The sequence below is a fragment of the Cupriavidus sp. 10L43_2 genome (genome assembly GCF_056395265.1).
This window is the reverse complement of sequence record NZ_JBFTJE010000003.1, coordinates 73,956-96,290: the sequence shown is the minus strand read 5'-3', so window position 1 is coordinate 96,290 and position 22,335 is coordinate 73,956. Positions and strand designations below refer to the sequence as shown.

At 64.4% G+C, this 22,335-nt stretch carries 30 protein-coding genes; 23 read left to right on the top strand and 7 right to left on the bottom strand.

The window, feature by feature from the left end:
• Nucleotides 1–25: 25 nt before the first annotated feature.
• The 4 genes from AC1DEL_RS05205 to AC1DEL_RS05190 form a co-directional block, all read right to left on the bottom strand.
• A complete protein-coding gene (locus tag AC1DEL_RS05205) occupies nt 26–1,201 on the bottom strand; it encodes a hypothetical protein (protein ID WP_477125497.1) in 1,176 nt (391 codons plus the stop codon).
• A gap of 41 nt (nt 1,202–1,242) precedes the next feature.
• Nucleotides 1,243–2,037, bottom strand: coding sequence for a PD-(D/E)XK nuclease family protein (locus AC1DEL_RS05200; RefSeq protein WP_477125498.1), 795 nt, complete (start codon nt 2,035–2,037; stop codon nt 1,243–1,245).
• 120 nt (nt 2,038–2,157) lie between these two features.
• The gene (locus tag AC1DEL_RS05195) at nt 2,158–2,313 is read right to left on the bottom strand and encodes a hypothetical protein (RefSeq protein ID WP_477125499.1); all 156 of its coding nucleotides are present in this window, start codon (nt 2,311–2,313) and stop codon (nt 2,158–2,160) included.
• A gap of 100 nt (nt 2,314–2,413) precedes the next feature.
• Entirely contained in the window at nt 2,414–2,701 is a 288-nt protein-coding gene (locus tag AC1DEL_RS05190; RefSeq protein ID WP_477125500.1) for a hypothetical protein, read from the bottom strand.
• Between the two features lie 213 nt (nt 2,702–2,914).
• Between AC1DEL_RS05190 and AC1DEL_RS05185 the strand changes: the two genes are divergently transcribed.
• Entirely contained in the window at nt 2,915–3,094 is a 180-nt protein-coding gene (locus tag AC1DEL_RS05185) for a hypothetical protein (protein ID WP_477125501.1), read from the top strand.
• A 39-nt stretch (nt 3,095–3,133) separates the two neighbouring features.
• Here AC1DEL_RS05185 and AC1DEL_RS05180 read toward each other — a convergent pair whose 3' ends face one another.
• The gene (locus AC1DEL_RS05180; protein WP_477125502.1) at nt 3,134–3,778 is read right to left on the bottom strand and encodes a hypothetical protein; all 645 of its coding nucleotides are present in this window, start codon (nt 3,776–3,778) and stop codon (nt 3,134–3,136) included.
• Between the two features lie 247 nt (nt 3,779–4,025).
• Nucleotides 4,026–5,288 carry a S24 family peptidase gene (locus AC1DEL_RS05175; protein WP_477125503.1) on the bottom strand — a complete coding sequence of 421 codons (1,263 nt, stop codon included), beginning with the start codon at nt 5,286–5,288 and terminating at the stop codon, nt 4,026–4,028.
• 96 nt (nt 5,289–5,384) lie between these two features.
• Here AC1DEL_RS05175 and AC1DEL_RS05170 point away from each other — a divergent pair, with 96 nt between their 5' ends.
• The gene (locus AC1DEL_RS05170) at nt 5,385–5,660 is read left to right on the top strand and encodes a hypothetical protein (RefSeq protein ID WP_477125504.1); all 276 of its coding nucleotides are present in this window, start codon (nt 5,385–5,387) and stop codon (nt 5,658–5,660) included.
• A gap of 66 nt (nt 5,661–5,726) precedes the next feature.
• On the opposite strand, the gene AC1DEL_RS05165 is transcribed toward AC1DEL_RS05170, so the two are convergent.
• Nucleotides 5,727–6,011, bottom strand: a complete 285-nt coding sequence (locus tag AC1DEL_RS05165) for a hypothetical protein (protein WP_477125505.1) — start codon at nt 6,009–6,011, stop codon at nt 5,727–5,729.
• A 335-nt stretch (nt 6,012–6,346) separates the two neighbouring features.
• On the opposite strand from AC1DEL_RS05165, the gene AC1DEL_RS05160 reads away from it, so the two are divergent.
• The 21 genes from AC1DEL_RS05160 to AC1DEL_RS05060 all read left to right on the top strand — a co-directional run bounded on the left by AC1DEL_RS05160 (nt 6,347) and on the right by AC1DEL_RS05060 (nt 22,288).
• Nucleotides 6,347–6,613: a CII family transcriptional regulator gene (locus AC1DEL_RS05160; RefSeq protein ID WP_313817872.1), complete on the top strand. Its 267-nt coding sequence runs from the start codon at nt 6,347–6,349 to the stop codon at nt 6,611–6,613.
• A complete protein-coding gene (locus AC1DEL_RS05155) occupies nt 6,613–7,647 on the top strand; it encodes a YdaU family protein (RefSeq protein ID WP_477125506.1) in 1,035 nt (344 codons plus the stop codon). Before AC1DEL_RS05160 ends, AC1DEL_RS05155 begins: the two co-directional genes overlap by 1 nt.
• On the top strand, nt 7,644–8,114 hold the full coding sequence (locus AC1DEL_RS05150; protein ID WP_477125507.1) for a RusA family crossover junction endodeoxyribonuclease: 471 nt from the start codon (nt 7,644–7,646) through the stop codon (nt 8,112–8,114). The genes AC1DEL_RS05155 and AC1DEL_RS05150 overlap by 4 nt, the downstream gene beginning before the upstream one ends.
• A 28-nt stretch (nt 8,115–8,142) precedes the next feature.
• Complete coding sequence (locus AC1DEL_RS05145; RefSeq protein ID WP_313818057.1) at nt 8,143–8,748, top strand: DNA-binding protein; 606 nt, start codon at nt 8,143–8,145, stop codon at nt 8,746–8,748.
• 222 nt (nt 8,749–8,970) lie between these two features.
• On the top strand, nt 8,971–10,350 hold the full coding sequence (locus tag AC1DEL_RS05140; protein WP_477125508.1) for a DNA methyltransferase: 1,380 nt from the start codon (nt 8,971–8,973) through the stop codon (nt 10,348–10,350).
• A gap of 5 nt (nt 10,351–10,355) precedes the next feature.
• A complete protein-coding gene (locus AC1DEL_RS05135) occupies nt 10,356–10,766 on the top strand; it encodes a hypothetical protein (protein WP_410748604.1) in 411 nt (136 codons plus the stop codon).
• The gene (terL, locus tag AC1DEL_RS05130) at nt 10,717–12,267 is read left to right on the top strand and encodes a phage terminase large subunit (protein WP_477125509.1); all 1,551 of its coding nucleotides are present in this window, start codon (nt 10,717–10,719) and stop codon (nt 12,265–12,267) included. The genes AC1DEL_RS05135 and terL overlap by 50 nt, the downstream gene beginning before the upstream one ends.
• Nucleotides 12,264–13,832, top strand: coding sequence for a DUF1073 domain-containing protein (locus tag AC1DEL_RS05125; protein WP_477125510.1), 1,569 nt, complete (start codon nt 12,264–12,266; stop codon nt 13,830–13,832). Before terL ends, AC1DEL_RS05125 begins: the two co-directional genes overlap by 4 nt.
• The gene (locus AC1DEL_RS05120; RefSeq protein WP_477125541.1) at nt 13,783–14,415 is read left to right on the top strand and encodes a phage head morphogenesis protein; all 633 of its coding nucleotides are present in this window, start codon (nt 13,783–13,785) and stop codon (nt 14,413–14,415) included. Before AC1DEL_RS05125 ends, AC1DEL_RS05120 begins: the two co-directional genes overlap by 50 nt.
• Before the next feature lies 1 nt (nt 14,416).
• Entirely contained in the window at nt 14,417–15,730 is a 1,314-nt protein-coding gene (locus AC1DEL_RS05115; RefSeq protein ID WP_410748601.1) for a DUF2213 domain-containing protein, read from the top strand.
• Nucleotides 15,731–15,741: 11 nt separating this feature from the next.
• Entirely contained in the window at nt 15,742–16,236 is a 495-nt protein-coding gene (locus AC1DEL_RS05110; RefSeq protein WP_410748600.1) for a structural cement protein Gp24, read from the top strand.
• A 13-nt stretch (nt 16,237–16,249) separates the two neighbouring features.
• Nucleotides 16,250–17,287, top strand: coding sequence for a DUF2184 domain-containing protein (locus AC1DEL_RS05105; RefSeq protein WP_410748599.1), 1,038 nt, complete (start codon nt 16,250–16,252; stop codon nt 17,285–17,287).
• A 10-nt stretch (nt 17,288–17,297) separates the two neighbouring features.
• The gene (locus AC1DEL_RS05100) at nt 17,298–17,705 is read left to right on the top strand and encodes an STY1053 family phage-associated protein (protein WP_410748598.1); all 408 of its coding nucleotides are present in this window, start codon (nt 17,298–17,300) and stop codon (nt 17,703–17,705) included.
• A 40-nt stretch (nt 17,706–17,745) separates the two neighbouring features.
• The gene (locus AC1DEL_RS05095; RefSeq protein WP_410748597.1) at nt 17,746–18,129 is read left to right on the top strand and encodes a DUF4054 domain-containing protein; all 384 of its coding nucleotides are present in this window, start codon (nt 17,746–17,748) and stop codon (nt 18,127–18,129) included.
• A gap of 26 nt (nt 18,130–18,155) precedes the next feature.
• Complete coding sequence (locus AC1DEL_RS05090) at nt 18,156–18,692, top strand: hypothetical protein (RefSeq protein ID WP_477125511.1); 537 nt, start codon at nt 18,156–18,158, stop codon at nt 18,690–18,692.
• A gap of 3 nt (nt 18,693–18,695) precedes the next feature.
• A complete protein-coding gene (locus tag AC1DEL_RS05085) occupies nt 18,696–19,067 on the top strand; it encodes a hypothetical protein (RefSeq protein WP_477125512.1) in 372 nt (123 codons plus the stop codon).
• 3 nt (nt 19,068–19,070) lie between these two features.
• Complete coding sequence (locus tag AC1DEL_RS05080) at nt 19,071–19,661, top strand: phage neck terminator protein (protein WP_410748594.1); 591 nt, start codon at nt 19,071–19,073, stop codon at nt 19,659–19,661.
• Nucleotides 19,662–19,671: 10 nt separating this feature from the next.
• Nucleotides 19,672–21,147 carry a DUF3383 domain-containing protein gene (locus AC1DEL_RS05075; RefSeq protein ID WP_477125513.1) on the top strand — a complete coding sequence of 492 codons (1,476 nt, stop codon included), beginning with the start codon at nt 19,672–19,674 and terminating at the stop codon, nt 21,145–21,147.
• Nucleotides 21,148–21,162: 15 nt separating this feature from the next.
• The gene (locus AC1DEL_RS05070) at nt 21,163–21,609 is read left to right on the top strand and encodes a tail tube family protein (RefSeq protein WP_441644070.1); all 447 of its coding nucleotides are present in this window, start codon (nt 21,163–21,165) and stop codon (nt 21,607–21,609) included.
• Nucleotides 21,610–21,611: 2 nt separating this feature from the next.
• Nucleotides 21,612–22,085: a phage tail assembly chaperone gene (locus tag AC1DEL_RS05065; protein WP_477125514.1), complete on the top strand. Its 474-nt coding sequence runs from the start codon at nt 21,612–21,614 to the stop codon at nt 22,083–22,085.
• Nucleotides 22,064–22,288: a DUF6889 family protein gene (locus tag AC1DEL_RS05060; RefSeq protein WP_477144959.1), complete on the top strand. Its 225-nt coding sequence runs from the start codon at nt 22,064–22,066 to the stop codon at nt 22,286–22,288. Before AC1DEL_RS05065 ends, AC1DEL_RS05060 begins: the two co-directional genes overlap by 22 nt.
• The last annotated feature ends 47 nt before the right edge of the window (nt 22,289–22,335 follow it).

The following is a 22,335-nucleotide window of genomic DNA, read 5'->3' as shown; positions in this document are numbered from 1 at the left end:
CGGGCAGTCCTCTCTCACGGGTGTATTAGTCGGCGTTGATGGGGGCGCGCTGGCGGCGGGCGGTCTGCTGGGCCGGCGCGGTGTCCTCTGCCGGCGCCGTCAGTTCGCGCATGCGGCGCGAGGCGACCTGGTGCAGCGTGGCCTGTTCCGCTTCGCCTACCACTTGCTTTATCTGGCTGCGGGCGAAGTCGAGGTCTTCGACGGTTTGCGCCTGCAGCAGCTCGCGATTCACGTCTTTGAACGTGAGCGGGGCACGGTCGCCTTGTTGCTGGCGGTCTTCATCGTCAGGAATCAGGTCGGCTTGCTGGCCGCTGTCGTCGCCATCGTCTTCCGGCTCGGCCGTGCCCGACGGTTGCTGCTCGGCGGCTTCCTCCGTACGCTCGACGACCTCGGCAGGCTGGGCGGCAGCAGTGCGTGCCGCGCCGCGCAGTTCGTTGACCGAGGCGCTGGCGACTGAGTACGAGCCGTCCGGGTTCAGGTCGATGATGTCCTGCGCTTCCTCGACAGTCTGTAGGCCCATCAGCAGCTCGGGGGCGTAGAGCTTCCCGAAGAAGCTGGCCGTGCGGTACCGCAGCATGACCTCATCCATGGTCTGCCACTTGCTGCCGGTCTTCGTGTACCAGCCTTCCTTCACGGCCATCTCGATCGACACCTTGGGGGATTCCAGGCGGTCGCCGGTTTCCTTCTCGATGGCCCAGGCGATGCAGACCTTGTCGAGGATGTCGACCTTCTTGGTGACGGTGCTGCGGTTCCCGTTCTCCCACACCGTCTCGACGCGCTCGACGGTCTTCTTGCCGGTTTCCTTGATATCGAAGCGCAGCGGCGAGAATCGACCGCCGCCGTTGATAGCGGCGATGATCCACTGCGACGACCAGGACGGCCGGCCTTCGACGATGTACAGGTTCTGCATCACCATCAGGGGATCGGCGCCCATGCGCTGCGCCATGTTCAGCGCGACGACGGCGTTGGCCAGCGCGTTGGGGTTCTCGCGCGATTCCTTCACGTTGCCGTACTTGTCCAGCTTCTCGATCACCTTGCGGTACGCCGCAGGCACGAGGGTGGACGATGCGAGCAGGTTGGCGGCGCGCTGCATCAGTTCGAAGGACTGCAGGCTGCCGAAGCCCATCGTGACGACGGGTGCAGGGGCGGCTTCGCGCACGGCGGGCGCGCGCATTTGTTCAAGGGTGGCGGTTGCGGACATAGTGGTCATCTCTCGAAGTTTCGAAATTTCGAAATTTGTGGTCAGGACTTGTAGGGGCAGGTGGCGTGGCGCGGGCAGTACTTCGGCGAGCACAGCACCGACTTGCCGTTGCCGTAGAAGGCGCCGGAATGGATGAGGCGGGAAGCGTGCTGCAGCAGGCCCGGCTGTTCTTCGGTGCCCAGCAGCGCCGCGCGCGGGGAGACGATCTCGCCCACGCCAACGCGCTGCGCGGCGGCCGTCTTGCCGGTGTTCAGGCCGACGATCTGTGCCGGCGCGCTGATGGGGATGCCCATCGCGTGCTCGGCCAGCAGCTCATACACGCCCAGTTGCGGGCCGTGCCCGGCGGTGACGGCGACGCCATCAGCGCCCACGGCCCGCCCGCCGGTCTTCAAGTCGCTGATGCCTGCGCCATCGGTCGTGGTGCGTACGCGGTCCGTGGTGCCAGTCAGCGCGAGGCCTAGCTCGGGGATCTCCAGACGGTCGCAGGCGATCTCGACGCCGATGTAGTGCTGGCGCGGCGCGATCTCGACGCAGTAGCGGGCGTGCAACGCAAGGCCGATGCGCTCGGCGTCGGCCGGGTTGGTTTCGTCCCAGTCGACCTCGGCATTCTTGTCGCGGATGGTGTCGACCAGCGCGCCGGCGGCGTCGTCGGCGGTGATGGGCGCGCCGTCGAGCGTGGCCTGGTCGAACAGGCCGGTGCTGGCGTGGACGGCGGTGCCCAGATGCGCGGCCGCACCGGACGGCATGCGCATGCCCAGGATGTGCTTCGCTTCCCAGCGCGCCGGGCAGTCGAAGAGTTCGGCCAGCGAACTGGCGCGGATGGTGACGATGTTCATGGGGGTGGCCTCAGTGGATGCGGATCAGTTCAGGTTCACCGCTGGCGAGCCAGCGGCCGGTGGGGCGGAAGCCAGCGGCGCGCTGCACGCGCAACCAGGCCTCCCAGGTGATTTCGGGATTCACGTGGCGCTCCGGGACGTGGTGGTGGCAGGATGGCTCGGCTCGGCGCTGGCCAGGTGGTAGACGGCAAACACAGCCGCCATGGCGAGCGTGGTGCCGAGCCAGAGGGCCAGCAGCTCGGCGATGGCGCGGCGGGTGGTTGGGCGGCGTTTCATTGCCAGCCCCGGCTGAAGAGGGTTGCGGCCAGCACCACCAGCGGCGGCGCCGTGCAGATCAGCAGTGCGGTCAGGAAGAAGTCGCGGTTCATGGCCGGGCTCAGTCCAGACCGAAGCAACGGACCATCACCACGTACTCGTCGCCTTCCCAGTAGCGGTAGGCGATGGCCGGCGAGCGGTAGATGTCGAGGGAGTTCTTGCGGTCGAGCGCGGCCTCGTAGACCGAATCCTCGCTGGCGCCGCGGAACTCGAAATGGTCGCGGCCGTGGATCCGGGTCACCGTCTCGCGCACCAGGGCGCGGAAAGAAACCACCTGGTCGCCGGCGGCGCGCTGCTGCGCGTCGTGCGCATGCCAGTATGCGGCGGCGGTTGGTATGGCATTTGGCATCGTCTGTCTCCAGCGAACCGCTGTGAACGTCAGCGGCGTGAGGACATATTACTCAAATGGTAATAGCAATGCAAACCAAAAAGGTAATATGTGGATTGATATTATTTACCGTTTTGGTTTTAGTGATAGTCTCGCCCCTTGGGCTAGACTGGCTGGGTGTTGCTATCAGGGGACGAAATGGGACCGGATGACGTGATCCGAGAGTTCGGGCAGATGGCGCTCGACGACGATGTGGAGCTGGAGATTGACGACGTGATCGCCGGACTGGCGATACTGCTGTGCGATCCGGAGATTCAGGCGAAGGAGAGGGCGCTGCTTACGCAGGCGGGGGCCACGCTCTATCGAGTGGGGCTGGACGAGAGGGTGGTCGCGGCACTGAAACGGCCGCAGTAGGCAACAAAAAGCCCGCGGCGTGGCGGGCTTTGTCGTGATCTAAGTCGCGGCTGCTACGTTTTTGTCAGATTCAAGGCGAAGTTTCTTCGCTGCTTTCCTTGCAGCATTCTCGCGTCTAGTTTCCTGTGCAGCCGCAACGTCTGACCAGCGAAAGACGTGGGCGGTCAGTCGCTCGTACCCTGTAAGGCGGCCCATCAATGATTCATATTCTCGCCCTTCATACCCCTCCGCTATAAGCAATTCGTTGCGGCAGAGGATGTCGAGCGCACGATAGACAGGAGGCTCATCCTTTTCTATCTTAAGGCGCGTCACGGTATATCGCTTCAGTGCTGGATCATCCTCACTGCCTGTGAGGATTTCGATTTCTAGTTCGGCAAAGCGCAGTTTCAACTCTCGATGAACACTAGCTTTCTGTGCGTAGCCGACAACGAGATCGACTGCAGACAGTAGCGAGGCTACAAGGGCGATGCAAACGAGCCATACAGGATCTTTTGATCCCTCGTGAGCGATTGAAAAGACTACCGATCCCGCAAGAATGATCGTGAGGACGTTGGTGACCTTATGAAGGATGTCAAAATATGCCCGTCGGCGATCGTGGTAGCGGCACGAACGACGAACGTCAAACTTAAGTGCGTGCAACTGTTCGTCAACGCTCAATGCGCCATCGGTGCTTTCGACCGTCATCAGTAGAGTCCCTATTTCTTGGTGCCGCCCCCCGGGGGCTTGGTTGGCGGCTTCAACGTGTTCGAGACGAAGCGACCGCTATCCTGACCAATTCCATCATTTGTCCGACGCCGTTGTCCGCCGTTGCCGATGTCGCGGACCGAGTCGTAGCTCGGAGTATACGATTCGTTGGCAACGTTGCCAGGTTCTGTTGGTTTCTTTTTCGGATCGCCCATTATTATTTCCGTCTACAAAAAATGATAACTAGTTAATCAGGCCGCCAGGCGGACCGCTTTACAATGCCGCCCACGAAATGCATCCGCTCGATCTGGTCCTGAGGAATTCTCAGCATGCCGTGGCGCTCGTTCACCGATGACAGATGAACGATCCCGTCCCGAACGTAAGCCAGTTCCTTGACCATGACCCGCCCGTCCAGCGATTTCACCAAGACCTCATCGCCGTTCTGGACCTGGGTGTTCGGCTCGACCACCACGAATTCGTTGTGCTTTACCCGCGGCCGCATCGACTCGCCGTTGCAGCGCAGCGCATACGCGTCAGGGTCCTTGGTTGGGAAGAAGACGTAGCCGTCGCCGTGCCCAACGGGGTACTCGACGTCTACGAAGTGTCCGTTGTCACCTAACTGCGCCATGCCTCTAACGGGGATCTTCCTGAATGCGTCGTCAGGAATTTGGAACGTATCAAACGGGAGGGAAGGCTCGTCGAGTTCAGGCTCGATGGCGCCGCTGAGCTTCGGATGGCCCTGGCCATTGATCAGCCACTTCGGGCTGTAGCCGTAGGCCTCTTGCAGCTTCACTGCATGGTGCAGGCCAAGCTTTGGCGCCTCCGGCTCGAGCCAGGCCCTCACTACCGGCGGCTCTACTGTCAGCAGCTGCGCGAGCTGCTGCACGTCCAGGTGCTGCTCTGCCATCACGAGCGCGACGCGATCGCAAGGTCGGGCGCCCGACTCCGCTCCGCGTGGGACGGCCGGAATGGCATCAGCGACGTGACTTGCCGCCAGGCGGATTTCATCGGCCAAGCGCGGGCTGAACGAGTCCACGGGAACGCCCAGACCCTTCGCAAAGGCGCTTGCCGCCTTGATGTTCAGGGCGCGACGCGCGTTGAGGTATTGCCAGACCATGCCCTGGGTGCCGACCTCGAACCGGCGCCCAAACTCTTCCTGGGAGAACTGGGCCTTCGAATCGAAGAGTTCCTTCAGGCGAAACGCATCCTCGATCTGCCACTTTTCCAGAGTGCCAAGCGTGGCCGCAGCGCTGGCTGGAACTTTCGGTGCAATTGCCGTCGATGCCGCCGAGACGGTATCTGTGTCCATCCAGTAGGTCGGATAGCCAAAGGTGTCTTCGATCTTCCGCGCGGTCTTGTCGCCGATGTCCTTTCCGCCACTCAGATAGCGGTTCACAAGCGACGCAGTCGAATAGCCGAGTGCTTCCGCAGCGCGAGACTGGTTGCCCTCGCACTTTTCCTGGATCGCAATTGCCAGCTTTTCGCGGCGGATTTCCTTGACTGACTTCATGCGCGTGATTGAACCCTGATTGACCAGAAAGGTAAATAAGCTGTTTTGGTAACAGTTGCCCTTGAGATATGACCAAAAAGGTCATAGAATCGGCGCATGAACTCGACTCCTTGCGCCCAAGACTTCAAGTCGTTCTACCGATCGCTACCGGTCGAGCAACGTGAAGCGTTCGCCGTGGCGGCGAACACGACCACCGTCTACATCGAGACGCATCTCGTCTACGCGCGAAAAATTCCGCGCAGGGCGAGCATGGAAGCCTTATGGAAGGCATGTGTCGATTTCGGCGCGACGTTCACTCGCGAGGATCTGCTGGCGTTTTTCTTCGCTGGGCAGAGGGCCGAAAAATCAGACCCACCGGAGGCGGCGCCATGAAGGGTGCTGTTGCAGCAGCCCTGTTTTGGGCGAAGACATGCCGGCAACAGCCGGCTCGGAAAAAACTTAAGCCTTTCCTTGGGACGGGGCGTCGAGCGCTCGTAGCAATCCGTTTGCCAGGGCCAGTGCGGCGTGCTGATGGGGCGCGGCTTTCGGGAACTCGTCTTCCAAGGCAAGCATCCCGTCGAGAGCCGTTCGCAGAGTACTTGCAACTGCAGGCCGCCTCGATTCGTCGATTGCTGGAAGCAGCGCATGAAGACAGCAGCTCAGCACCGTGACTTGCGCCTGAAGCTCTGCAACGCCCTTCAGGGCGATCTGCAGCATTTGCTGCGTCTGTTTTTCGTTGTCCATGCATCCCCCTTTTGTGGATGGTTGAGAAGGTCAGAGGTCTCGATTCTTCCACATCCGCGGGGATGCACCTTTTAGTAGCCGCGCGGGGTGTCCGCGCTTTGTTGAACGGACCCATGGCGGTCCGACCGGGGGTATGACCATGCTGCGTCGCGCGCAGTCGCTTTCTGTTGTTCCGCGCTGGGGCCGTGCCCCGCACGGATCTCGCCGCCATGCCGCCCGGCATCAGGTAGTAGCACCCGTTTCCCATTTCATTCTGGCCGGCCGCCGTGGCGCCCGGCTGTGTTGTTTCGTTGGGGTCAATCCTATGGAATCGATCGAGCACATTGGAGCATCGCATGCCTAGCTTGGAATCGATGGTCTTGAACCGCGTTGCTCCGCTCACGCAGAAGAAGGTGGCCGAGCGCATCGGCGTCGAAGCGACGAATTTCTCACGCTTCCTGAACAACAGCGGGCACCGCCTGAGCTTCGCCGAGTTCTGCACGCTGTTCGAAGTGCTCGAGCTGGACGTCGTCGCCCCTGGCGACGACAGCATGGTTTGCCTGCCACGCGACGAATACCAGGCGCTGCGCACGCTCGCCCGGAAGGGATTGGAGGTGGCGTGATGGCCAGAGTGAAGGAAAAGCGCGCCGACGTTTGGATGCCGCTCTATATCTCAGACTATCTGGCCGACACTTCGCACCTGAGCGCGGCAGAGCATGGCGCCTACCTGCTGATGCTGATGCACGCCTGGGTAAATGACGGCCGTCTGCCGGTAGAGGACGAACGTTTGCGACGCATTGCACGGATGGATGGCAAAGACTGGCGCGACGCGGGCGCTGAGTTGCGTGGTTTCTTCTACGAGCAGGACGGCGCCTTGCGCCACCACCGCGTAGACGCCGAACTTGAGCGAGCGAACGCTAACATCAGCCAACGATCGAAGGCCGGTAAGGCATCGGCCGAGGCACGGCGGGTCAAACGAGATTCTGAACGAAATAGCAACGGATGTTCAACGGATGTTGGAACGGATGTTGAACGAATGCACCAACGGGACGCCGAACGAGACGGCAAACCTTCACCTCCACCTTCACCTAACACCATACCTACTTCAAGCGGCGTAGGTGCTTCACACGGTGTAGGCCCTGTGGATAACTCCGCGCCGCCGCCGCTTTCCGCTGACGCGGTGGGCGAACTGCTGGTGCAGCTCGAAGCCGAGAAGGGCAGGGCGTTGCGGCTGTCCTCGCGCGCGCACGAGGCGTTGCTCCGGATTGCAGATCGTTGCATCGGCGTGCCGGCGTTGCTCCGGGCTCATGCCCTCGCGTGCGCGCGAAGGGACGCCGACAGGGACACGTCGCCGGTCAACCCGGGCTTCCTGGAGATGTTCCTCGACGAGGCCATGGCCGAGCAGAAGGGCGGCACGCCGTCTGCGACCGACTGGGATGCAACGGCGGAAGGCGTCCAGGGCAAGGCGGAAGAACTGGGCGTCCAGCGCGACCCGGACGAGCACGCGATCTGGTTCCGGCTGCGCGTCATCGCCGCGTCGGGCGACCAGCGGCTCATGGAACGCGAGGTCAGCAAGGCCGAGCGGATGAACCCGGGCGAGTTCGAGCGTGTGTACCGGCTCATGTACGGCGTGGCGCTGGGGCAGGTGGTGGCATGACGACGAATTCGCTCTTCGACGAATCGCGCCCGCTGCGCCGCGTGGTGTTCGCCATCCCCGGCCAGCCGGTGGCCAAGGGCCGGCCCAAGTTCGCGCGGCAGGGCAGCTTCGTCCGGACCTACACGCCCGAGAAGACCGCGACGTACGAGAACCTGGTGAAGCTCTTCGCCACACAGGCCATGGCTGGGCTGCCGCCGATCGAGGGGCCGGTCGAGCTGTGGCTGGACATCAACCTGCAGATCCCGATCAGCTGGTCCAAGAAGCGCCAGCGCGACGCCGCAGCGGGTCTCGTGGCAGCCACCAAGAAGCCGGACGCCGATAACGTGCTCAAGGCCGTGAAAGACGGAATGAACGGCATCGTCTGGCTGGACGACGCCCAGGCAGTGGAATACCGCATCAGCAAGCGCTACAGCACGTCCCCATGCGTGCAGGTCAGCGTGGAACAGTTGCCGCTACAGGCGGCGTGAAGGAATGAATGTGACCGGGGAAAACACGATGGAAGAACGCCTTTTCGACAGCTCGCACGCGGCGCTGGTGTTCGCGTTCAACTACTCGGGCCAGCAGTACCAGGCATCGGCGATGAACAAGGCCATGACGCCGGCCATCGGCTCGGGGAAGGGATTGGTTGGCGTCGACGGTGCGGCGCAGGCCGGCATGGTCCGTCTCGAACTCAGCATGCTGCCCGAGCTGCACCAAGCGGTGCTGACCGCTCGCTGTGCGCCGCGCGACGTCATCTGCGACTGCGGCCGGCCATGCTGCGCCGCCCGGCGCCCGAACCCGGAATGGAACGCGGCCATCGTATGGCTGACCGAGCGCGCGATGCAGCAGCTGTCTGGCTCGTTCTCGCACTACCGGGTGCGGCGGGCCATCCTGGAGAAGATCTTCGGCGTCCGTGTCGACCTGCAGCAGATCGCCGAGGACTGCGGCGCGCACCGCAACACGGTCAGCGCGCAGAACGCCAAGCTGAAGCTGTGGATCGAAGGCGAACGGAAGAAGGGCCTGATGGCGGCACCTGGCGTCGAGTCTGTAGCCTGGCTGGCCATCGATGGCAGGCTCATGGCGGCGGGGATGGTTGCCCTCGAAGAGCAGGCCGAAGCGTAGGCGGATTTCGGGTTTTTCTTGACATTGTGCATTTCATGCACAAAAATGCCCCTCATTCGATACACCTGCGAATTACGTCCAGAGCCCGCGCAAGCGGGCTTTTTGCATTTCTGGCCCCGATTCGCTGCCGTCCCGTTTGTCTCCTACCACCCTCCCAGGTGGCTTTGCCCGGCTACCCGTTCCGGGCATTTTTCATTCCCCGCCCGTGCATTTTTACCGCGTATGAAAAAGGCCGATCAGCTCACAATCCGCTACCGCGCGGCCGACGAGCTGATCCGCTATGAGCGCAATGCACGGACGCACAGCGCCGCCCAGGTTGAGCAGATCAAGGCGTCGCTGCGCAGATTCGGCTGGACCAATCCGGCGCTGATCGCCGGCGACGAGCTGCTGGCAGGCCATGGCCGGCTGGAAGCGGCCACGCAGATGTGGGCGGCCGGCGAGACTATCGCCAACTGCCCGGTGCCGGGCCAAGCGCCCACGGTCGACCTGTCGCACCTGGCAGCGGACGAACGCCGCGCGTACATCCTCGCGGACAACAAGCTTGCCGAGAACGCCGGCTGGGATATCGACCTACTGGCCGCCGAGCTGGTGGACCTGCGAGAAGCTGATTTCGACCTGACCGTGATCGGCTTCTCGCCGGACGAGCTGGGCGAGCTGCTGGACCCACCGGGCCCGGCGCCTGGCGCGCAGCGCCGGTCCCTGGCCGAGCAGTTCATGGTGCCGCCCTTCAGCACGCTCAACGCACGCGACGCGGCGTGGCAGGAACGCAAGGCCGCATGGCTGGGCCTGGGCATCCAGTCCGAGCTGGGCCGCGACGCGCCGGCCTATGCGTCGGCGTCTGACCACCAGAAGGCCGAGCAGGGCGCCGCGCCGCAGCACCGCACCAGCATCTTCGATCCGGTGCTGTGCGAGCTGGCCTATCGGTGGTTCTGCCCGCCGGGCGGCCTGGTGCTTGACCCGTTCGCCGGTGGCAGCGTGCGCGGCGTTGTCGCGGCGCGCCTCGGGCGCCAGTACGTGGGTATGGAGCTGCGCGCTGAGCAGGTCGAGGCCAACCGTGGCCAGCTGCACTTGGTGCAGACCGAAGATCCCGCGCCAGCCTGGCACGTGGGCGACAGCCGGCAGATCGCGCGGCGGCTGCCCGATGTCGAGGCCGACTTCCTGTTCTCGTGCCCGCCGTATGCGGACCTGGAACGGTATTCGGACGATCCGGCGGACCTGTCCACGATGGACTATCCGGCCTTCATGGAGGCCTACCGCGAGGTGATCGTCGGCGCCGTCAGCCTGCTGAAGCGTGACCGATTCGCCTGCTTCGTGGTCGGCGACGTGCGCGAGAAGCGCGGCACCGGCCCGTATCGGAATTTCGTGTCGGACACGATCGACGCGTTCATCGATGCCGGCATGCGGCTGTACAACGAAGCCATCCTGCTGACGGCGCTGGGCAGTGCGCCGATCCGCGCGGGCAAGCAGTTTGCGGCCAGCCGAAAGCTGGGCAAGGTTCACCAGAATGTCCTGGTGTTCGTGAAGGGCGACTGGAAGCGTGCCGTGGCGGCGTGCGGTGACGTGGTGCTGGCGGATGATTTGTTCCCCGAACCTGACGAGTGATACCCATGGCGGGACGCAAACCTTTCGAGCCGACCGAGGAAGACCGCAGGCTGGTCAGCTCGCTGGCCGGCTTCGGTGCACCGCACGAGTACATCGCCAGCTGCATCGTGAACCCGCAGACGGGCAAGCCCATGACGCCCAAGACGCTGCGTGTGCATTTCCGCGCCGAGCTGGACACCGCTGTGGACCGGACGAACGCGCTGGTGGCCGAATCGCTGTTCAAGAAGGCGCGAGGCAACGGCAACGGCGCAGTGGCCGCCGCCATCTTCTGGATGAAGGTGCGGGCGGGATGGAAAGAGCCGGCCACAGGCATTGAGCTGACAGGCAAGGACGGCGGGCCGGTCGAGCAACGAACCACCGTCGTCGATGAAAAACAGGTCGCAGCCGCTGTCGCGAAACTCGAAGACGAGTATTGACCCGTCCGTCGAGCGCGCCGTCCTGAAGGCGAAGTGCGAGCGCGATCACCTGTTTTTCAGCCGGTACTTCTTCAAGCACCGGCAGGGCATCAAGTTCCGCGTCAACTGGCATCATGTGCTGATTGCGGACACGGTGCAGCGTGTCGTCGATGGCGAGCTGAAGAACGTCGTCATCAACGTCCCGCCGGGCTCGTCGAAAACCGAGCTAGTGGCGATCAACCTGATCGCCCGGGGCCTGGCGGTGAACCCGCGCGCGCGGTTCCTGCACATCTCGTACTCGGATGACCTGGCGCTGCTGAACAGCGAGACGGCGCGCGAGATTGTCCAGTCGGACGAGTTCCAGGCGCTGTGGCCGCTCTCGATAGCACCGGACGCGAAGTCGAAGAAGCGCTGGAACGTCCTCGCCGACGGCAAGAAGGCCGGTGGTGTGTACGCGGTGTCGCTGGGCGGCCAGATCACGGGCTTCCGCGCCGGGCACATGACCGATGGGTGGCAGGGCGCCATCATCATCGACGACCCGCTGAAGGTCGAGGACGCGTACAGCAAGCCGAATCGCGACAAGGCGAACCGCAAGCTGCTGTCCACGGTGAAGAGCCGGAAGGCCAACCCGGACACGCCGATCATCGTGATCATGCAGCGGCTGGCCGAGGAAGACCCGACGGGCTTCATCAAGGCCGGCAAGGTGCCGGGCGACTGGGAATTCATCGAGATCCCGGCGCTGATCACCGACGAATATGTCGAGGCGCTGCCCGAGCGCATCCGCACGCTGGTGGAGCACGGCGAAGCGGATGAAGACGGCCGGTTCAGCTACTGGCCCTACAAGGAACCGCTCGACGACCTGCTGGCCAGCGAGAAGGCTGACCAGTATGTGTTCAGTGGGCAGTACATGCAGCGCCCCAGCCCGTTGGGCGGCGGCATCATCCGCAGCGCCAACTTCGGGCGGTACACGGTGGCGCCCGAACTGCACAAGCGCGTCATCTATGCCGACACGGCACAGAAGACCGCCGAGCGGAACGATTACAGCGTCCTGCAGTGCTGGGGGCATGGGAAGAACGGTCGGATCTACCTGCTCGACCAGATCCGGGGGAAGTGGCCGGCGCCCGAGCTGCGGCAGAAGGCCATCGACTTCTGGAACAAGCACCTGCCGTACGACTTCCACTTCGGCGCGGCACTCGTAAAGATGCGTGTCGAGGACAAGGCCAGCGGCACCGGGCTGATCCAGGACATCCAGGCGTCGGGGACCATCCCCGTCGAGGGGATCGAGCGGCACCGCGACAAGCTGGTGCGCGTCATGGACGTGGTCAGCTACATCGACGCCGGTCTGGTGATGATTCCCGAGGCGGCCGAGTGGGTGAGCGATTTCACGCAGGAATGCGACGCCTTCACGCCTGACGACACGCACGCACACGATGACCAGATCGATCCGATGGTGGACGCGATCAATGACATGCTGGCCGGCGGCCGGTCGCTGGACATCTGGACCAAACTCGGACAGCAATGAACCGTAACCAACGCAAAGCGCAGATCCGTGCGCACCGGGCCGAGGTGGCTGCGTCCGCGAGTGCCAAGCGCTGGATGACCGGTGACAGCTTCCAGAACTTCGAGGCACGTCTGGGCCTGGGCACCAACAACCAGGCGTCGCAGTTCAGCTACGGCTTCGATTTTATTTCGCGCAACCGCGTGCAGTTGGAGGCCATGTACCGGTCGAGCTGGATCGTTGGCCAGGCCGTCGACGTGGTTGCCGACGACATGACGCGCGCGGGCACCGAGATCGATGCCGAGCTGGACCCGTCCGACCAGAACAAGCTGAATGCCGCTTTCGAGCGGATGGGCCTCTGGGACCGCCTGAACGACACGATCAAGTGGGCGCGCCTCTATGGCGGCGCGCTGGCGGTGATGCTGATCGATGGGCAGGACCCGCGCACGCCATTGCGGCTGGACAGCATCGGCAAAGACCAGTTCAAGGGCCTGTACGTGCTGGACCGCTGGCTGGTGCAGCCGTCGCTCGAGGACCTGGTCACCGAGATGGGTCCGGACATGGGCCAGCCGCGCTACTACGATGTGGTGGCGGACAGCATGGCGCTGAAGCGCCAGCGGATCCACTACAGCCGGGTGCTGCGCATTGACGGCGTGGACCTGCCGTATTGGCAGAAGATCGCCGAGAACCTTTGGGGGCAGTCGGTGATCGAGCGGCTGATTGACCGGCTTGTAGCGTTCGACAGCACCACCATCGGCGCCGCTCAGCTGGTCTACAAGGCCCATCTCCGCACGTACAAGGTCGACAAGCTTCGCGAGATCATCGCCATGGGCGGCCCGGCGATGGAAGCGCTTGTGAAGAACGTCGACTTCATCCGCCGGTACCAGTCGAATGAGGGGCTGACCCTGATCGACGCGGCAGACGAGCTGCAGACGGATACCTACCAGTTCTCCGGGTTGGACAGCGTCCTGATGCAGTTCGGCCAGCAGTTGTCCGGCGCCCTGGGCATCCCGCTGGTGCGCCTGTTCGGCCAGTCGCCGGCCGGCCTGAACAGCACCGGCGAATCGGACCTGCGGACGTACTACGACAACACGAAGCAGCAGCAGGAACGGAAGCTGCGCGCGCCCGTCACGCGGCTGTATGACGTGGTGGTCCGGTCGGAGCTTGGGAAGCCGCCGCCGGAAGGCTTCGCTTACGGCTTCACGTCGCTGTGGCAGCTGTCCGACACCGAGAAGGCGCAGAACGCCAAGACGGTGACCGAGGCCGTGACGCAGGCCTACGACGCGGACCTGGTCGACAAGCCGACGGCCATGAAGGAACTGCGCCAGTCGAGCCACAGTACCGGGGTGTTCACCAGCATCACGGACGATGCGATCGAGGACGCGGAGAACGAGCCGCCCCCGGTGCCGGAAATGGAACTGCCTGATGTTGATGACCCGAACAACGGACCGGAAGCGCCGCCGCAATCCGGTAAGGACAAGCGGACCGGAAAGGGTGTATCGGACGCAGCTCCGACAGGTCGCGCAGCAGGTGGGCGTGTTGGTCAATGGCTTTCCGCCTGGCGATCCCGGCGTCCTGCCGACGATTGAGCAGCTGCTGCAGCGGTACGCCGAGGCGCTGACGCCGTGGGCCGAGCGCGCCGCGGCCGAGATGCTGACCGAGGTGAACCGGCGGGACGAAAAGGCCTGGATGCAGTACTCGGCCGACCTGTCTCGCGCGCTGCGGCAGGAGATCCGGACGGCGCCGACCGGCGCCGCCATGCAGGCCCTGATGGGCGAGCAGGTGACGCTGATCAAGTCCATCCCGCTGGATGCGGCCAAGCGTGTGCACAAGCTGACCATCGAGGGCATCGAGGACAGCAGCAGGGCGTCGGAGATCTCGAAGGCGATTCAGGCATCGGGCGACGTGGCCAAGAGCCGCGCCGACCTGATCGCCCGGACCGAGGTCGCGCGCACCGCGTCGACCCTGACCGAGGCGCGCGCGCTGCATGTCGGCTCGCCTGGGTACTTCTGGCGGACGTCCGGCGACGGTGACGTGCGCGACTCGCATCGTGAAATGGAAGGCAAGTTCGTCGCCTGGGATGACCCGCCCACGCTGGACGGGATGAAAGGCCACGCCGGCCAGTTCCCGAACTGTCGCTGCTACACGGAACCTGTGATTTCCGAGGATTGATATGCGCTTCTACACAGTACAGAAGCTGGGCCCGAAGCGCTCGCTGACGCCCGAGGGCTTCCTGCTGTGCGAGGAAGTGCCCGTGGCGCGCACCGGCGAGATGTTGTACGGCCCGGGCGAGGTGCCCGTCGAGCCTGGCCCCGACGGCCTGATCCGCATCAGTCGGACTCCCGAAGAGGTGTTCCGTGCCGAGACGCTGGCCAGCTGCATCGGCAAGCCGGTGACGTTGGACCATCCGGACGACTTCGTCACGCCCGCCAACTTCGCCACGCTCGGTAAGGGCGCGATGCTCAACCTGCGCCGCGGCACCGGCATCGCCGACGACCTGCTGGTCGCTGACCTGATGGTGACCGATCAGCAGGCCATCGATGCGATCCAGACGGACGGCATCGAAGAGGTCAGCCTCGGGTATGAGGCGGACTACGAACAGGTATCACCCGGCCGCGGGGTACAGCGGAACATCGTTGTCAACCACGTAGCCCTCGTCGAGCGCGGCCGGTGTGGCCCGCGCTGCGCGATCGGCGATAAGGAACCCGAAGACATGAAGACTTTTGACAGCAAGCCCAAGGGCAAGCGTACGTTCGCCGACCGCATCCGCGCGGCGTTCATGGCCAAAGACGCCGAGGGCGCAGAGGAACTGGCCAAGGAAGCCGAGGCCATGGACGAGGAATCCGAGGAAGAGCGCGCGAAGCGTGAAGCTGCGGAGGACGCTGCCAAGACCGGCGACGCGCTGGGCCAGATCCTGAAGACGGTCAAGGCGCTGGACTCCCGTCTCGCCAAGATCGAGGCGCGTGACGAAGAATCGGAAGAAGAGCGGAAGGCCCGCGAGGCGAAGGAGAAGGAGAGCAAGACCGGCGACGGCGGTGAAGAACTGACCGACCCGGGCACTGCCGCCACGATCAGCCAGGCCGAAGTCGACCTCTACACCGGCGACGCGGCGGCCAGCATCCCGTCGCGCGCTGAGATCCTGGCGCCGGGCATCAAGCTGCCGACCTTGGACGCCAAGATGGCGACCAAGGACCGCGCATCCGCACTCTGCAAGTGCCAGCGCAAGGCGCTCGACCTGGCCTACCAGACCGAGGCGGGCAAGGCCGCCATCACGCCGTTCCTCGGCGGCCTGACGACCGATTTCGAGAGGCTGCCCGCCGCGCTCGTGCACGCCGCGTTCATGGGTGCCAGCGAACTGATCAAGGCACAGAACAACGGGCGCACGCACGACGGCGTCGCGAAGACCAAGGATTTCGGCAAGCCCCGCACGGCCGCCGACATCAACGCAGCCAACCGCAAGTACTGGGCCGACCGGTCCGCCAACTAAGGGAGTGCCACATGGGCAACGCAATCCTGTATCGCATGGCCTCGGGCATCCCCGGGGATATCTCGCGCCAGTCGCAGGCGACCGTCGAGTCGCAGATCCTGAACTCGGCGCTGCCGTTCCCCGGCTACGGGCTGTTCGGCAAGATCGCCGCGGGCAAGTTCGTGCCGATCGCTGGCGGTGACGCCGCCACGGCCGTGTATGGCCTGCTGGTCCGTCCGTACCCGACCACCGGCGGCGCCGGGTCGGAGCCGCTCGGCACGGCCACGCCTCCGACCACCGGCGTCGCGGACGTCATGCGCCGCGGCTACATGACAGTCAAGAACAACGCCGGCACGCCGGCCATTGGTGGCCAGGTGTATGTGCGGGTTGCCGCAGCTGCCGCTGGCAAGCCGATCGGCGGCATCGAGGCGGCTGCGGACAGCACCAACACCATCGCGGTTGTTGGCGCCACGTTTATGAACGCCGGCGATGCCAACGGCAACGTCGAGATCTCCTACAACATCTAAGGGGTTTCCCAGAATGAGCAAAATCATCCTCCCGCGCATGGCCGCGGCGGCTGCCATCGCCATGGTCAACGCCCCGGCGATCATCCGCGCCCGCACGCGCGACAGCATGCTGACCTTCGACAGCCGCACGATCGACAGCACTGGCGCCTTCCTGATCGGCGAGCTGGAACGCCTGGACCAGACGCTGCACGGCCCGCTGGCCTCGGTCACCTGGTCGCGCGACATCGACCTGCGCGAGGACGTGTCCATCGCGGACGAAACGTCGTCGTTCACGAACTCCAGTTTCGCGGCTGCCGGCGGCGCTTCCCCGAACGGCAAGTCGTGGATCGGCAAGGACGCTTCGGCCATCGCAGGCATCGCGCTGGACATCGGCAAGACGGCCAGCCCGCTGACGCTGTGGGGCATGCAGATCGGCTGGACCATCCCTGAGTTGGAATCCGCCCAGAAGCTGGGGCGCCCGGTGGACCAGCAAAAGTTCACCGGCATGCAGCTCAAGCACAACATGGATGTCGACGAGCAGGTGTACATCGGCGATACCGTGCTGGGAGTCACCGGCCTGGTGAATGCGGCGACGGTCACCAACGTGTCGAATGCCGCCACCGGAACCTGGGCGACGGCCACGCCAGATCAGATCGTCGCGGACGTCAATGAGCTTCTGACGAGCGTGTGGGCGGCGTCCGCCTATGCGGTATGCCCGTCCGAGCTGCGCCTGCCGCCGGCCAAGTTCGGGCTGCTGGTCAGCCGCAAGGTCAGCGATGCGGGCAACATCAGCATCCTCGAGTACGTGAAGCAGAACACGATCTCGAACTCGATCAACGGCCGGCCGCTGAACATCCAGCCGCTGAAGTGGCTGTTCCAGCGCGGGGTCGCGAACGCGGACCGCATGATGGCGTACACCAAGGAGCAGGACAAGGTTCGGTTCCCGCTGGTGCCGCTTCAGCGCACGCCGCTGGAATATCGCGACATCCGTCAGCTCACCACCTACTTCGGCCGGCTGGGCGTGGTCGAGGTGGTGTACCCCGAGCTGATCGGCTACCGCGACGGCATCTAAGGAGCGCGCCATGCCGAAGATCTACGTTCGCAAGGCCTTCGTGCTCCAGCACGAGGGCGGGAAGCACGAGTTCCCCGTGGGCAACCACACCGTGCCACCGGCGGTGGCCGAGCACTGGTTCGTGAAGGCCCATATCGGCGAGGAGCCGGCGGCGGGTGGGGAGGCCGGTGACCTGGCCGAGCAGCGGGCAGCCCTAGATTCCGCAGGGCAGTTCCTGGAAGGGAAGGCCAAGGAATTGAAGGAACGGCAGGACGCTCTGGACATGCGCGCCGGCACGGTCGCCGACCGCGAGAAGGCAGCCGACCAGCGCGAAGCCGACTTGAACGCCCGCGCCGAAGCGCTGGACACCCGCGAGGTGGCTATCGCCGAGCGGGAGAAGGCGGCGGACGCCGCGGCCAAGCAGACCGGCAAGAAGTAAGGGGGTATGATGCCTCGCGAGGGGCATCAGCCAACCACCTATGACACCAGAACAGTTCAGAGCCGACTTTCCGGAGTTTGCCGACGCGACGAAGTACTCGGACGCGTCCATCGACTTTCAGCTGATCATCGCGACGTCACTGGTGAACCCCTGCCGATGGGGCGTGCTGACCGATCAGGGCATTGAGCTTTGCGCGGCGCACTTCCTCGTACTCGCTCGACGGGACGAGGCGACAGCTGAAGTCGGTGGCATCCCGGGCCAGGTCACCGGCCCGCAATCTTCCAAGGCAGTCGACAAGGTCAGCGCCAGCTACGACACCGGCGCAGCGACCATTGACGACGCCGGTATGTGGAACCTGACGACCTACGGTGTCCGGTTTCTCACTCTCGCCAGAATGATGGGCGCAGGCGGCATGCAGTTGTAGCCGCGCCAGCCCATCGGGGATATCCCATGGGCTTCATGAAGGTGGACAGGCTGAAGCAGGTGCTTCAGTCCATCAACGGCTTGGTCGACCAGCAAGTCCTTGTCGGCGTGCCTGACAGCACCGCCGGGCGCAAGGACGATGGCGCACCGCTCAGCAATGCCGAAATCGGATACATCCAGGAGAACGGCGCGCCGGAGATCAATCTTCCGGCGCGTCCACACCTGGTGCCGGGCGTCGCCGCTGCGCAGCCGAAGACGTTGCCTCAGCTGCAGAAGGGCGTTGAAGCGGCGCTGGATGGCGACATTGACGGCGCAAAGCGGCAGTTGAGCATGGCCGGCCTGGCTGCGCAGTCCTCGGTTCGAGCGCTGATCAGCAGCGGCATCGGCCCGGCGCTGAGCGAGGCAACGCTGCGCAACCGCGCGCGGCGAGGCCGGAAGGGGGCGAAGGAAGAACTGGCGTCCCGCGCCGCCGGTCAGCAGCCCAGCACTGAGCTGGCCAAGCCGCTGATCGACACCGCCCAGTACCGCAACTCGATCACCTACGTGCTACGCAAAAGGAAGTGACCCATGGCACTACTCGACGTCGTCGACGTGCTGCTCGATCCGGACTTCATGGACACCGGCCTGGTGTGCAACCGGATGGCGCAGACAGTCGACGGGCACGGCCGCGCCCAGAATTTGCCCACGGCTACGCAGTTCGCCGCAGTGGTCACCAGCGACAAGGGCGACATCCTGCAGCGCGGCTCGGACGGCAGCCTGATCACTGGTTCGATCACGCTGCATACGCCGCTTCGCCTGAAGGACGGCAGCCCAGAGCAGGGCGCCGACGAGGTGGTCTGGCAGGGCCGAACCTATACCGTGGTCAGCGTCAACGACTATAGCCATTTCGGGCGCGGCTTCGTTGCCGCCACCTGCGATCTGAAACCGCTCTCGGGGTAATCCATGGCAAATACCAGCGCCACCGGCGGCTACCTTGCGCCGACGGCGCCGGTTCCGCCAGACGACGATGATCTCGACAACCTGTTGCAGGAACTGGTCGCAGGGGTGACCGGCTTGCCCGGGGAGATGGTGCGGCCGCGCTGGCAGCCGACCGTCCCGACGCAGCCTGAGCCGACCGAGAACTGGTGCGCGATGGGCGTCAGCGTGCAGACGAACGACTCAGGCCCCGCCATTCAGCATGACCCTGCCGGCGACGGCAGCGACACCTACACCCGGCATCAGCAGATCGACCTGATGTGCTCCTTCTACGGGCCGAGCGCCAAGGGGTACGCCCAGCGCCTGGCCGACAGCATGTCCATTCCGCAGAACAGCGAGCAGCTGGCGCTGAACGGGATGAAGTTCGTCCGCGCCAGCGACATCCAGCCAGTGCCGGCCCTCATCAACCAGCAGTGGAACCGGCGCTATGACCTGACGCTGGTGCTGCGCCGCAAGCTCACCCGGACCTATCCGGTCCTCAACCTGTTGTCCGCCGAAGTGCAGAGCACCACCAACTCGGTGCCGCCGGTGGCCGCGACGACCAACATTCACCAGTAGAGGAATGACTATGTCCAACGGACTGCCGGTATCGCGGCTGATCAACGTCTCCATCAACATGTCGCCGCTGGCGGCCCAGGGCGCCAACCTCAACAATGAGGTGATCCTGGGCGCCTCGCCGGTGATCGACACCAACGAACGCATGCGCTCGTACGGAACCATCGACGCCGTGGGCAGCGACTTCGGCAACACCGCGCCGGAATACCTGGCCGCGCTGCTGTACTTCCAACAGACGCCCCAGCCGTCGCAGCTCAACATCGGCCGGTGGGCGAAGACCGCCACGGCGGGCTCGCTGCGAGGCGCGGCGCTGTCCGCCGCCCAGAAGGACATCACCGTGTGGAAAGCCGTCACGGCCGGTTCGTTCAAGCTGACCGTCGACGCCACCGTGAAGACGGTCTCGGCGCTAGACTTCTCGAGCGTGACCAACCTGAACGGTGTGGCCACGATCATCCAGACGGCGCTGGCCGGCGCCGGATTTGTGTGGAACGGCACCCAGTTCATGGCCACCTCGCCTACCACGGGGACCGCCTCGAAGATCAGCTACGCCACGCCGACGGGCTCTGGCACCGACATCTCGGCCATGCTGGGCATGACCAGCGGGCTGGCCTCGGTACCGGTCGACGGCATCTTGGCCGAGGCCCCGGACGCGTGCGTGAATGTCTTCCTGGACCGTTTCGCGAACAAGTTCCTGGGCATCCAGTTTGCCGACACGTCGCTGACGAACGACCAGCACGTCGCAGTGGCCGACCTGATTGAGGCGGATCAGCGCCACATCTACGGCGCCACCACGCAGGAGCCACAGGCGCTGGACGGTACCGCGACGACGGACCTGCTGTCCCGGTTCAAGGCCAAGGGGTACAAGTACTCGTTCGCGCAGTACTCGAGCAACAGCCCGTACGCCGCGGCGTCGCTGTTCGGCCGCTTGCTGACGACCAATTTCAACGGCAACAACACGACGATCACCCTGATGTACAAGCAGGAGCCGGGCATCGTGCCGGAGACGCTGTCGAGCAGCCAGGCCAACGTGTTGCAGGACAAGCGCGGCAACGTGTTTGTCGAGTACGACAATGACACGGCCATCGTGCAGTACGGCGTGACGCCCAGCGGCATCTTCATCGACTCGATCTATAACTCGATCTGGTTCCGTAACCGCGTCCAGACCGATGTGTACAACCTGCTGTACCAGAGCCAGACGAAGGTGCCGCAGACCGACGCCGGCAATGCGCTGATCGCCACGACGATCGAAGCGGCCTGCGCGGCCGCTGTGAACAACGGCTATCTGGCACCGGGCGTCTGGAACTCCGATGGCTTCGGGGCGCTGAAGCAGGGCGACACGCTGGCCAAGGGCTATTACGTCTACGCGCCGCCGATCGCGTTGCAGTCGCAGGCCGACCGCGAGGCGCGGAAGTCCGTGGCGTTCCAGGTTGCGGCAAAGGAAGCCGGCGCCATCCACACCGTTGACATCCTGGTCAACGTGAACCGCTGATAGGGGAAAGAGACCATGCAAGGCGGCACTTATTCGTTCCTCGATGTCCAGGCGTCCATCACCGGGCCCGGCGGGTCGTTCTCACTCGGCTATGGTGAGGCGACGGCTGAAGAAGGCATCACCGTGGCCATGGCCAACGACAAGAACACCATGACGGTCGGTTCGGACGGCAGCGTGCAGCACAGCCTGCGCGCGGACAGCTCCGGCCAGATCACCCTTCGTTACCTGAAGACGGCGCCGATCAACCGGACGCTGATGGCGCTGTACAACGCCCAGAAGCTTGACAGCCGGCTCTGGGGCAAGAACGTCATCACCGTGACCCAGTCCGTTGCGAGCGACGCAATCGCGGGCATCTTCTGTGCGTTCAAGAAGGTGCCTGATCTGACCTACGCCACCGAGGGCGGCACCGTCGAGTGGGTATTCGACGCTGGCCGAATCGAAGGCATGCTGGGGACCTACTGACCATGGGCCGTGAAATCCAACTTGGCGGCAACGCCTATTCGATCGGGCGTCTGACCGCCAAGCAGCAGTTCCACGTGTCGCGCCGCATTGCGCCGATCATTCCGCCGCTGATCCCGGTGTTCATGAAGCTGGCGAAGACGAGCGGCGGCGCGGCCGGTGCGATGGGCGCGCTGACCAAGGACCTGGACGGCTTTGGGCAGGTCCTGCAGCCGTTTGCTGACGCGCTTGCGGCCATGAACGATGCTGATGCCGACTACGTTATGGACAACTGCCTGACCGCCGTGCAGCGGCAGCAACCCACCGGCTGGGCGTTCGTGGTTTCCCCCGGGCAGAAGGAGCTGATGTTCCAAGACATGGACATGGCTGTGATCCTGCCGCTGGTGGTGCAGGTCATCGTGGCCAACCTCGGCCCTTTTATTCAAGGGCTGCTTACCAGCCAAGCGAGCAGCCCGGAATCGGCGGCACAGGCTGGCTGAAGCACCTGCCAGACGGCGAGGACTGGCTGCTGGCACCAGTTGCCGAGGGCTGGTGCAAGTACGAGTCCCTGATCGACGGCACGCTGGGGCTTGAAGACATCGCGCTGATGAATGACGCGCTGGCCGTCCGGGCCGACAACCAGGCGGCCGCGCGCCGCATCTTGGAACAGCAGAGCAATGGCCCAAAGTACCGTCATCCGTGAATTCCTCGTCGCCCTGGGCTTCAAGGTCGACGAGAAGGGCCTGTAGA

What these genes read in the sequence shown, in the direction of transcription:
- AC1DEL_RS05205 (WP_477125497.1), bottom strand. Translation starts at nt 1,201, where the DNA reads ATGTCCGCAACCGCCACCCTTGAACAAATGCGCGCGCCCGCCGTGCGC.
- AC1DEL_RS05200 (WP_477125498.1), bottom strand. Translation starts at nt 2,037, where the DNA reads ATGAACATCGTCACCATCCGCGCCAGTTCGCTGGCCGAACTCTTCGAC.
- AC1DEL_RS05195 (WP_477125499.1), bottom strand. Translation starts at nt 2,313, where the DNA reads ATGAAACGCCGCCCAACCACCCGCCGCGCCATCGCCGAGCTGCTGGCC.
- AC1DEL_RS05190 (WP_477125500.1), bottom strand. Translation starts at nt 2,701, where the DNA reads ATGCCAAATGCCATACCAACCGCCGCCGCATACTGGCATGCGCACGAC.
- AC1DEL_RS05185 (WP_477125501.1), top strand. Translation starts at nt 2,915, where the DNA reads ATGGCGCTCGACGACGATGTGGAGCTGGAGATTGACGACGTGATCGCC.
- AC1DEL_RS05180 (WP_477125502.1), bottom strand. Translation starts at nt 3,778, where the DNA reads ATGACGGTCGAAAGCACCGATGGCGCATTGAGCGTTGACGAACAGTTG.
- AC1DEL_RS05175 (WP_477125503.1), bottom strand. Translation starts at nt 5,288, where the DNA reads ATGAAGTCAGTCAAGGAAATCCGCCGCGAAAAGCTGGCAATTGCGATC.
- AC1DEL_RS05170 (WP_477125504.1), top strand. Translation starts at nt 5,385, where the DNA reads ATGAACTCGACTCCTTGCGCCCAAGACTTCAAGTCGTTCTACCGATCG.
- AC1DEL_RS05165 (WP_477125505.1), bottom strand. Translation starts at nt 6,011, where the DNA reads ATGGACAACGAAAAACAGACGCAGCAAATGCTGCAGATCGCCCTGAAG.
- AC1DEL_RS05160 (WP_313817872.1), top strand. Translation starts at nt 6,347, where the DNA reads ATGCCTAGCTTGGAATCGATGGTCTTGAACCGCGTTGCTCCGCTCACG.
- AC1DEL_RS05155 (WP_477125506.1), top strand. Translation starts at nt 6,613, where the DNA reads ATGGCCAGAGTGAAGGAAAAGCGCGCCGACGTTTGGATGCCGCTCTAT.
- AC1DEL_RS05150 (WP_477125507.1), top strand. Translation starts at nt 7,644, where the DNA reads ATGACGACGAATTCGCTCTTCGACGAATCGCGCCCGCTGCGCCGCGTG.
- AC1DEL_RS05145 (WP_313818057.1), top strand. Translation starts at nt 8,143, where the DNA reads ATGGAAGAACGCCTTTTCGACAGCTCGCACGCGGCGCTGGTGTTCGCG.
- AC1DEL_RS05140 (WP_477125508.1), top strand. Translation starts at nt 8,971, where the DNA reads ATGAAAAAGGCCGATCAGCTCACAATCCGCTACCGCGCGGCCGACGAG.
- AC1DEL_RS05135 (WP_410748604.1), top strand. Translation starts at nt 10,356, where the DNA reads ATGGCGGGACGCAAACCTTTCGAGCCGACCGAGGAAGACCGCAGGCTG.
- terL (WP_477125509.1), top strand. Translation starts at nt 10,717, where the DNA reads ATGAAAAACAGGTCGCAGCCGCTGTCGCGAAACTCGAAGACGAGTATT.
- AC1DEL_RS05125 (WP_477125510.1), top strand. Translation starts at nt 12,264, where the DNA reads ATGAACCGTAACCAACGCAAAGCGCAGATCCGTGCGCACCGGGCCGAG.
- AC1DEL_RS05115 (WP_410748601.1), top strand. Translation starts at nt 14,417, where the DNA reads ATGCGCTTCTACACAGTACAGAAGCTGGGCCCGAAGCGCTCGCTGACG.
- AC1DEL_RS05110 (WP_410748600.1), top strand. Translation starts at nt 15,742, where the DNA reads ATGGGCAACGCAATCCTGTATCGCATGGCCTCGGGCATCCCCGGGGAT.
- AC1DEL_RS05105 (WP_410748599.1), top strand. Translation starts at nt 16,250, where the DNA reads ATGAGCAAAATCATCCTCCCGCGCATGGCCGCGGCGGCTGCCATCGCC.
- AC1DEL_RS05100 (WP_410748598.1), top strand. Translation starts at nt 17,298, where the DNA reads ATGCCGAAGATCTACGTTCGCAAGGCCTTCGTGCTCCAGCACGAGGGC.
- AC1DEL_RS05095 (WP_410748597.1), top strand. Translation starts at nt 17,746, where the DNA reads ATGACACCAGAACAGTTCAGAGCCGACTTTCCGGAGTTTGCCGACGCG.
- AC1DEL_RS05090 (WP_477125511.1), top strand. Translation starts at nt 18,156, where the DNA reads ATGGGCTTCATGAAGGTGGACAGGCTGAAGCAGGTGCTTCAGTCCATC.
- AC1DEL_RS05085 (WP_477125512.1), top strand. Translation starts at nt 18,696, where the DNA reads ATGGCACTACTCGACGTCGTCGACGTGCTGCTCGATCCGGACTTCATG.
- AC1DEL_RS05080 (WP_410748594.1), top strand. Translation starts at nt 19,071, where the DNA reads ATGGCAAATACCAGCGCCACCGGCGGCTACCTTGCGCCGACGGCGCCG.
- AC1DEL_RS05075 (WP_477125513.1), top strand. Translation starts at nt 19,672, where the DNA reads ATGTCCAACGGACTGCCGGTATCGCGGCTGATCAACGTCTCCATCAAC.
- AC1DEL_RS05070 (WP_441644070.1), top strand. Translation starts at nt 21,163, where the DNA reads ATGCAAGGCGGCACTTATTCGTTCCTCGATGTCCAGGCGTCCATCACC.
- AC1DEL_RS05065 (WP_477125514.1), top strand. Translation starts at nt 21,612, where the DNA reads ATGGGCCGTGAAATCCAACTTGGCGGCAACGCCTATTCGATCGGGCGT.